At 64.6% G+C, this 2,995-nt stretch carries 4 protein-coding genes; all 4 read right to left on the bottom strand.

The genetic code is table 11. The annotated features are described in order from the left end of the window. Nucleotides 1-989 (bottom strand): MBL fold metallo-hydrolase (locus AC1DSN_RS20680; protein ID WP_477332580.1); only part of this gene is annotated, 989 nt, incomplete at its 3' end. Beyond that, entirely contained in the window at nucleotides 986-1,555 is a 570-nt protein-coding gene (locus AC1DSN_RS20675; protein WP_477332578.1) for an N-acetyltransferase family protein, read from the bottom strand. The genes AC1DSN_RS20680 and AC1DSN_RS20675, both read right to left, overlap by 4 nt. 62 nt (nucleotides 1,556-1,617) lie before the next feature. Next, nucleotides 1,618-2,649: an alcohol dehydrogenase AdhP gene (gene adhP / locus AC1DSN_RS20670; RefSeq protein WP_477296913.1), complete on the bottom strand. Its 1,032-nt coding sequence runs from the start codon at nucleotides 2,647-2,649 to the stop codon at nucleotides 1,618-1,620. A gap of 12 nt (nucleotides 2,650-2,661) precedes the next feature. Then, the coding region (locus AC1DSN_RS20665; protein ID WP_477332576.1) for a universal stress protein at nucleotides 2,662-2,995 on the bottom strand (334 nt) is incomplete at its 5' end.

Here is a 2,995-nt window from a genome sequence, read left to right as displayed (position 1 = left end):
CCCTCGATACGGTTGATCGCCATCGACTCATCGACCGTGCGGGCAAAATGCACCTGCGGCGCGGTGAACGGGTCTTCCTGGACCAGCCGACCGCGAAATGCGTCGCTAAGCGCTTCCGGGTGTCGACGAAACACCTCCGTCGCCGAGATGGCCATGGGCGAGTCAAGGAACACCGGCGTGCCTGCAGGGATCGTACCGCCCCGCATGGCCTGATGCAGGCAATACAGGATGTCTTGCGCCCGTTCCAGGGCAAACGTGGGAATGATCACGTTCCCATGCCCCCGCAACGTGCTCGTGATCGCGCCGAGGAACTCGTCGCGGCTGGCGGCGAAATCGCGGTGGGCCCGGTCACCGTAGGTGGTTTCCATCACCACGATATCCGCCTCCGGCGCCGGGGTGAGGGGCCGCAGGATGTCGCTCCCGCGGTGGCCCAGATCGCCCGAAAAGACCATCCGCCGCTGCGTTACGCCGTCGTCCAGCTCGAGCAAGATGCTTGCCGACCCGAGGATATGTCCGGCGTCCAAGAACGTCGCCCGTACCCCCGGTGCGATGTCGCACGGCTCGCCGTAAGCAACCACGCGGTCGAACGCCTCCATCGCGTGAAACGCATCATCGATGGTCGATACCGGGGTGGCGTGCGCACTGCCGCGCGCGGCGGCCCGGCGAGCCTCTTCTTCCTGAAGCGCGGCGGCATCCATCAACACGATGCGAGCCAAATCCCGGCTAGCTGAAGTGGTCACGATCGACCCACGGAAGCCGTCACGGACCAGTTTCGGCAGCCGCCCGCAATGGTCCAGATGCGCGTGCGTCAAGAGCACCGCGTCGATCGAGTGAGGGTCGAACAGGAACCCGTTCACGTTGGCTGCGCTGGCATCCCGATCGCCCTGAAACAATCCGCAGTCGACCAGGATGCGGGTCTCCCCGCACTGAACAAGGTGACAGGAGCCGGTCACACCCCGAGCGGCGCCATAGCAGGTATAGATGATCATGAAAGCGTCAGGGAGTGGATCACGAGCGTCGCGTCGTCCGGATCCGACGCACGCGTAAACCCGAGATAGCTGGCCAGGTCGCGCATGCCGTCGTTCTCGGCCAGGTCCACCGAGTAGAGCGTATGGAAGCCCTCCTTGCGTGCCACGTCGATCAGATGACGCATCAGGATCACCGCAAGGCCGCGATGGCGCCAGTCGTCTGCCACGGCCACCGCGCACTCGCATCGGTCGCCCGTCTTACCTGCGCCATAGCGACTGATACCGACCTCGCGCAACTCGCCGTCATCGTGGGTCAACGCCACAAAGGCCATCGTGCGGTGGTGATCAATCGACATCAATTGATCCAGCAGCGCTGGAGAGGCTTCGTGGACTTCACCAAGAAAGCGGTTTCGCTGCGACCGTGCCGAGAGGCGCCGGATGAAAGCCTGCTCGCGTTCGCGATCATCGGGGCGTAGCGGCCTGATGAGCACCGGGGTGCCGTCGTCGAGCGCCTCGATCCAGTGGTCGCCCTGGATGGCGGGGAAGGCAGGGTTGTGAGGGGAAGCAGTATGGGTGGATGTCGACATGACGTTCTCCGGATCAATTGCATCTGCATAAGCCACGGAATCCGTGACCGGATGAACCACGATCAGGCGTTGAAACCGAGCACGACACGACCTTCCACGGCACCACGCTCGAGCCGCGCAAACACGTCGTTGATGTCCTCAAGCACACCATGCTCAACATGGGCGCGAACCTTGCCACGCAACGCAAACTCCATCGCTTCGCGCAGATCGTTCCGAGTACCTACGATCGAGCCGCGCACGGTGATGCGGTTGAGCACGATGTCGAAGATCGGTGCTGCGAAACTGCCGGGTGGTAAGCCCAAGAGTGCAACCGTGCCGCGACGCCGGACCATGCCCAACGCCTGAGAAAAAGCGGTGGGCGACACGGCTGTGACAAGAACTCCATGGGCCCCGCCGCCGGTCGCGCGGTGAACCTCCGCTGTGACGTTCTCGTCCCGACCGTCCAGAGCYACCTCCGCGCCCAGTTCGCGGGCGAGTACCAGCTTGTCGGCGCTGACGTCGATGGCGACGACACGCAGCCCCATCGCGATGGCGTATTGCACGGCCAGGTGACCGAGGCCACCGATGCCAGAGATCGCCACCCATTGGCCCGGTCGCGCTTCGGTCTCAAGCAGTCCCTTGTAAGTTGTCACCCCCGCGCAGAGGATCGGTGCCAAAGCCATCGGGTCCGCCACGCGCGGCAGTGGCAGGACGTGTGACGCCGCCCCGATGGCATATTCGGCGAACGTGCCATTCACGCTGTAACCGCTGTTGTGTTGATCGGCGCATAGCGTTTCCCACCCGCCGGCGCAGTACTCGCAGTGGCCACACGCATCGTGCAACCACGCGATACCAACGCGATCTCCGCGGGCGAGGCCAGTCACGCCGGCCCCGGTCTCCACGATGATGCCGATGCCCTCGTGGCCCGGAATGAACGGCAACGTGGGTTTGACCGGCCAGTCGCCTTGCGCGGCGTGCAAGTCCGTGTGGCACACGCCGGTGGCCTCCATGCGGATCAACACCTGGCCCGGACCAGGTGCAGGAATGGGTACCCGGGTTAGCTCCAGCGGCTCGCCAAAGCGGCGCACGACGGCCGCCCGCATCATCCCTTCGATCATGACGTGCTCCTAGTGCGCGAAGAGGACCGGAACGGTCGAGTCGAGAAACAACTCGCGCGTGGTGCCGCCAATGGCCCATTCGCGTAGCCGTCCATGCCCGTAACCGCCGGCAACGATCAGCTGTGCATGTCGCCGGCTGGCTTGGTCCAGCAAGGCGTGGCCAATCGACGTTCCACGCGAGGAGCAATGGATGAGATTGGCTCGCACGCCGTGACTATGCAGGTGCGTCAGCAGGCTCTCAACCGACCRTGCGGCCGGTTCCATGATGCTTGCCGGGGCGTCCACGACCACCACGTCGACCGCTTCGGCAGCCTCGAGCAGGGGCAAGGCATCGTGTACCGCC

This window comes from Luteibacter sp. P4_D7_3, from assembly GCF_056401735.1.
This window is presented reverse-complemented; position numbering and strand designations above follow the sequence as displayed.